We start from the raw sequence: 6,664 nt of genomic DNA on the forward strand, positions 1-6,664 counted from the left end.
CGCGCGAGGTTCCGGCCTTCCCAGACAGCTGCTCCGCTCGGAAGTCAAAACGGAAAAGAGGAGTTTGAAAAGGGTTTGGATTGCTCTTACTCTGCATCTACTGCTCTTCGCCTCTGCGCCTGAGACCCACCACAGCGACCAGCGCAATCATGCCCGCGACCGGCACGATCACCATCGGGAACTCCGGTATCAGAATGATGAGTGTGTCAAGCGTCACGTCTATCTGGTTGTACCCGTTCACGTTGTCCGTGACGGCCGACTCGTTCCATCCGGCAAATGCGCCCTTCTGCGCCGTGACATTGAGCATGTCATCCCAAGCATAGCCGAGTATGAACACGGTCATGTCAATGCTATATATTCCTTCGTCGGAGGACGAAGTGGTAAGATACTGTTCCCCCGTTGCCAGTACCGTAATGAGCACATCGCAGCCGAGCAATGGGGTGGTACCGTCAATGTCGTACGTGTACCCGAAGATGGTATGGGGCGGTCCGGGAGCTCGATCCTTTGCCGAGATTATCTGCGATGCCGTTGTCTTGCCTAATGGTACCAGTGCGATCGCAGAGACGATGACAATCGCCACCGCACATACGACGAGGAGCACCGAGACTGTCTTCACATATCTCCTTCTCGCACGTGCCAACCCGCATCTCTTCGATTGCGAGATGACGTCCATGCCGCTCTCGATGGATCCGACCAATCGAGGCGTTTTCATCTTCCTCGAGCTAGGCGCGCCACTCGTATCCATGCCATATTCAAACTTGCCGCTGAAAGCCATATTCGACTCCCCATACGGCATAGGCATTGGTATATTCAATCTTGTCGCTACTATCCAGGCGTCTCCTCATGGGTTATAGGTCAACAAAGAGCAATATCCGCGCAGGGTTACGGTTTCCTGAGACATCCGCTTCGCTAGGACATGAAAACGGAAAAAGAGAAGTTTGAAAGGGGTTTGGGTTGCGCCTCATCTCCTCATGGGTTGTAGGTCAACGTTCCGCTCGCACCGACCAAGATCCAGTATGCCTGTCCCGGGACCAGCAAGAAGTTGTTCACATTCGGTATGATGCTGAGCCAGCTCGTGTAGACCTTTGTGACCGGGTTGTAGGATGCCACCGTCGTGATGCTCCCTGGGACGCTGTACATCGAGGGGACGTCCTTCGCGTGCCTGGTCGTGTTGAGCGACTCGAAGCCTATGATCGCCCAGCCACCGCCCGATGGGACGGTAATCGACCTGGACAACGGGGTAGTGCCCGGGATGCTTCCGTAGAGATCGAGCGTCCTCGTCCCACTTGGCACGTTGATCCAGTAGCCAGTGCTCGGAGCGATGGTGAAGTCGTTCACCGGAACGCCGACTATGTGGCTCTTGTAGGTCTTTGTCGCTGGGTTCCATTCGGACACCGTATCACCTGGGTTCAGCCCGAGCGTGCTCGCCTTGTAGCCGGCACCCAGTAGAGGTACACATACGAAGTTCCAGCCTTGCACGAGGTCGAGGGTGAAGTATGCCGCTTGCTCCACATTCAAGAACATCGGAGACGAGGTCACCGGTGTAGCCTGAAGATCCGACGCCGTGACGTATGCCGTGTAGAATCCCGGGGACTCGTAGGCGTGGGTCGTCGTCAGGGTCTGGCCAACTGTGACCTGCGTCAACGTCGTCGTGTTTCCATCACCGAAGTCGAAGGTGAGGTCCAAGAGGTCGAGGTTCGGGTCCGTGGCCGTTCCCGAGAACGTGAGCACCTGCAGGGTGTACGGAGTCGAGTCGGACACAGTGAAGGCAGTTATCACGGGTGGGTTGTTGCCCGCGGTCGCGACATGGATGAGCCCGGTGTCCGAGACATTGTGTCCCGCGAGGCCAGTCAGGTCATCCGCCCACACACGAAGCGTGTAGTCGCCGTTGCGAGTATATATGTGTGTCATGGTCTTGGTGGTCGTCACGCTGCTGGTCTTGCCGTCGCCCCACACCCATGTGTATCTGAGCGTATCCCTTGTGTCAAGGTCAGCGGCAGTGATGACGAAAGTCGTCAAAAGACCTTTGGACACACTAGGATAGTCTGGAACAGATATGGTCGGAGCCCGGTTTGCAGTGACGGGTACCAACTCTGGGTTGGAGGCCACTGGCCTTGGAACTGTGCCAAGGTGACCGTCGTCAACGTACATCACAACCGTGTATCCGCCCGCGCCAGCAGAGAACTGGTGCGTTATGGTCTGACCATAGCCAGTTTCACCGTCACCGAAGTTCCAGGTGAAGGTCAATGGGTCGCCCTGAGCGTCAGTGGCAGATCCACTGAACAGGACTTGTGTACCTGAGTCCGGATCCAAAGGCAAGTACGTGAAGCTCAGCGAGCTTGGCGCCGTGTTCGATGTATCGATGACCCTCACCTTGGCCGTCCGCGAGGCCATGAAACCGTCCGGGGAGGTGCCCTCCTTGACCATGAAGTAAGCCGTATAGATCCCATCCCTTGGGTACGTCTTAGTCACAGTCGGAGATGTCGACCAGGCACTGAAGTTGCCGTCACCGAAGTTCCAGCGATACAGCAGATCCGCCTGATTGTTGTCAGTCACCGTCGCAGTCATCGTGATCGAGTGGGTCGTATCGCCATCGTAGGTCGTGGTGAAGGAAGTGACCTGTGGCGAAGGGTTGTCCTGCGGATATATCTGCATCCACAACCACGGATAGGCACTGTCCGCCGTTAGCGCGTATTTCTGGGTCCAGTTGCCATAGTTCTGCCAGTTCTCCCCTCCACTCAAGCTGGTGCCCTGTGCAGCGTACATCAGGTCGGCCCAAACCACAGGCCAGCAGCCGCTGTCCAGATAGGCCTTTCTCTGCATATCCGCGAGAATCTCCTTTCGAGCGGCAAAGTCGGTTTCCTGCAATGACGCGTAATAGAGAGCGTCATATTCGGGATCGCTCCAGTAGACATCGCTCCAGCTGCCTATCGCCTCAGTAGCAAGCACCTGCATCACGTCGAGCGAAGGCTCGGAGGTCGGTACGAACCACCAGTTCCACAACCAGGTGTCGTAGTCGGCGTTGTACCACATCACGTTCATGTTGTTCAGGTTGCTCGCTCCCGGATAGTTCAGTACGATCCCTGCCACAGCAGCCCATTGTACTATCTTCTGACTGGCCGTATGGTAGAGCGGATCGGTGTCGGGAGTAGCGTACCTGAACGCCAAGGTCTCTGCAACTACTCCTCCAAGCTGCTTCGACAGCGGGGCGTATGTCAGGAAGTCAGGATTGCCTAAGACGATCTTTGAGTTGTCGAGTCTATACTCCCATCCGGCAGCGTACAGATCCAATCTGGCTTGGCCTGGATTGAAACCTATGGGTATCTCCCCTGGCACGCTTCCGTAATGGTAGTACATCGGCTGGACTGCAGGAATAAGAGAATCCGCCGGGGAGCCTAGGCCTCTAAGGATTGTGGTAGCGATATAATCCTTGTCAATGCACATCTGCAACGCCAGCTTTACGACGGGATCCAGCAGGACCTGGTTGTTGTAGTCCTGAGGTCCTCCGGTGCCGTATAGGAGGCGGTTTGCATCACTGAGCTGGTTCATGTTGAACTCCCACACGTATCCCTGGCTGGATGTCCAGCTTTGGCCAGCAACACCGCTGAGATACTGCTCCGGGGTCATAGCCGTCATCACATCGTTTGTTCCTGCGATGTAGTTCGCTAGGTTGCTGTCCTCTGTTTCCGACCTGAATATGATCTTGTTCGCGTGACTGTCGTAACCCCTTAGGTCTTTCGCAAACCAGGTGGGGCTCTCAACCAGCTCAGCAACTCCGATGGACCTTACAGTCGTTATGTCATCCTGGTTGTAATAGAACATGCCAGATCCAATACAGGGGGCGATCCAATTTGCTACTGGTCCGCTCGCCTTGAAGTTGGCCCACGTTGGAAGCTGGGTCTGCCAGATGTACTTGGGCAGAATCGGGATAGCCGTGAATGCAGTACTCATCGGCCCGAATGGCTCCCTGACCTTGAGCGTCATCTGCGTATTCGAGATCTTGGTCATGCTCTCAATTAGCCCTTGAGTCTGCCCTGGCAGGATCGGGAAGTAGTACTGCATGTTGTTGCCCGCGGTGTTCATCAAGAGATTGTAGGTGAAAATGACATCATCGACGGTCACGGGATTCAGAAGAGTCGGGTTCCTCTTGTCGTAGAACTTCGCCGTGCTCACTATCTCGATATCATAAGTGACTCCGTCGGGTCGCAGGACTATCTTCGTCGCCAAATCAGGTATAACCTTCTGGTCGATGTCGAAGGTCTGCAATGTGCTGTAGCATGGCCATATCAGCATGTACTCGACGCCCATTGTGTAGACAAGCGGGTTGAGCGTCTGTATGGCTTCTGCCAGTTGGGGCACACCAATCCTAATGACTCTGTTGCCAGCAGCTGCTTCTGCTGAACCTACCGCACCCAAAGACACATCGTTCCCGCTCATCTTTATCGTGGGCGCGAATGTCATGGTAACGAGTATCAATACCGTAGCCACAGCTATCCCAGTCGCAATACTATGATGCTTCTCCATTGGATTCATTCCTCCCTTTTTCCCTCTCTCGGACGCCATAGAAGACCTTCTTCAGAGCGGGTATGGAAAAGGCGCCGCAGAAACGAATGCTCCGCAAGATGCCCCTCCCCCTACTGCCGCCTGCAAGTGCCTCATACTGGCGGACCTTCTGTGGAAGAACAGGAAGGTCGAAACGCTATAAGAGACTTTCGCAATGTCAGCCTAATGTAGAACCTCTATGATGAACAAAAAAAGGGCTCCTACTTCATAGAGTCGTATGACAAGGCCCGGAACAGGACCTCATAGTGCCGCCGGCTTGCACCTTCGGCTAGCACGGGTGACCCCACGCTCCGATCCTCCGCCGAGAGGAACGCCTCCATCTCTCACCCATAGCTACCGTACCCCTTTTTGTCGAATCCCTAGACTGTTCCGCGAGGCGCTTTCTCCTTGCCTTGGCATTGATACAGGAGGAGGAGCGGAAAGGTATCACGATCTTCGCGCCCCGGGGTCTCATGTGCGAGGGCCCATGTTGCCGACTTTTCCACCTTTCCAGGATACCGGTGTTCCGTATGTTGACATAGCACACTGATGCGGGGCATGCTCAGGACGAGATTGCGGACGGGAATCGAAAGGACAGGAATTCGCAAACCGAGACAATCTTCAGCGGCGCCTCAGCTTCGGATTCAGGATCTCGTCCAGAGCATAGCCAAGAAGCGTGAACCCCAGGACAACCACCACGATGCAGAGACCAGGGGCGAGTATCCACCAATGCAGACCGACTTGGAAAGCGCTCGAGTCAGCAGCGTAGGAGAGCATGGTGCCCCATGTGACTTCCCCCACTGGCCGCATGTGAAGGAAGCTCAGAGTCGCTTCGGACAATATCGACACCGCAACAGTAAGGATGGTGTTTGCGAATATCAGCGGGAAGGTGTTGGGGAATATATGCTTCCTTATGATATCCATGTCCGAGGAACCGATCGCCCTTGCCCTCTCGACGAACTGACGCTCCTTCACGCTCAGCACCTGCGCCCTGACCATACGAGCCGTGAAGGACCAACCAGTCAGTCCGATGATCAATATGATTCCAGTCAGGTCAATTGAGCCGAGGAGGGCGGCGACAATGATCATGAGAACAAGCCATGGAATCGAAAGCACAACGTCGTTAATACGCATGACGACCTCGTCCTTCCATCCGCCTACATATCCGGAATAGAGACCAACGAGGGCACCGAGAAACGATGCGATCAATGCAGAGAACACGCCGACGATCATAGACGTTCTTGCACCATATAGCAGCTCGCGAAAGATATCGATACCAAAGTTGTCCGTACCGAGCAGATGGCTACTTGATGCCTTCAGGTAGTCATCATACTGACCGGTAGTCTTGACGTCCCCAGCCACCATCGGACCGATGATGGCCATGATACCAAAGAACAGTAGTATGATCACTCCTATGAAGCCCACACGAGTTCTCATGACCTTCTTGCTGATGTCTTTCCACCTGTCGACGACAAGCCTGGTCTTCTCGCGTTCCACTGGAGTGACGAGTGGCGTTCTCCTGATCAACCTCGATCCGAATACATATGCCGGATAGCCCACGACAGCTCCAAGGATTGCTACTCCGATTACTCTCGGCCCATACTTCGCGAGATAGCCCTGAGGCTTCTCCTTCACGTAAACGTAGGACACGTCCCAGTCGGTTCGATTCAGGCTGTCCCTGACGGTAAGATTGACAGTGTAGACTCCAACGCTAATCGCAGCGAACTCCACCTTCATGCCATAGAGCACAGTCCTCTCGGTGACGATCTTGAGGCTCCAAGTGTAGTTGAGGTTGTCAATACCCTCGAAACCGAATGATTGAGACCCGTTCAAGGTCACTTCACTGCCCTTGGTAACGTTCTGATTTGGTCCCGCGTCGGCCACAGGCTCGTCCTGAAACATCGCCGTTCTAGAAACGGAGGAGACAGCGTCTGGATGAGGAGATGCCAATGCAAGAAAAGCAGTGGCGATGACCAGCAACGGCAATCCAGCTGCGAAGAACCTGAAAGCCTTCCTGCGAGCACTAGATCCAATGAACATCTTGTCTTCCCTGCACTAGCTGATTCTGATACGTGGGTCTATGTAGTATAGGAGAATGTCCGCGACGAAGTTGGCCAGCACC

General features: G+C 54.8%; 3 protein-coding genes. All 3 read right to left on the reverse strand.

Annotation, left to right across the window (positions count from 1 at the left end; translation table 11 throughout):
- Nucleotides 1–97: 97 nt before the first annotated feature.
- The 3 genes from KJ653_05240 to KJ653_05250 all read right to left on the reverse strand — a co-directional run bounded on the left by KJ653_05240 (nt 98) and on the right by KJ653_05250 (nt 6,582).
- The gene (locus KJ653_05240) at nt 98–775 is read right to left on the reverse strand and encodes a hypothetical protein (protein MBU0685236.1); all 678 of its coding nucleotides are present in this window, start codon (nt 773–775) and stop codon (nt 98–100) included.
- A 194-nt stretch (nt 776–969) separates the two neighbouring features.
- Nucleotides 970–4,524, reverse strand: a complete 3,555-nt coding sequence (locus tag KJ653_05245) for a PKD domain-containing protein (protein ID MBU0685237.1) — start codon at nt 4,522–4,524, stop codon at nt 970–972.
- A gap of 639 nt (nt 4,525–5,163) precedes the next feature.
- Nucleotides 5,164–6,582, reverse strand: coding sequence for an ABC transporter permease subunit (locus KJ653_05250; protein MBU0685238.1), 1,419 nt, complete (start codon nt 6,580–6,582; stop codon nt 5,164–5,166).
- Between the last annotated feature and the right edge of the window lie 82 nt (nt 6,583–6,664).

This window comes from Candidatus Thermoplasmatota archaeon (assembly GCA_018814355.1).
Classification (GTDB): domain Archaea; phylum Thermoplasmatota; class Thermoplasmata; order UBA10834; family UBA10834; genus COMBO-56-21.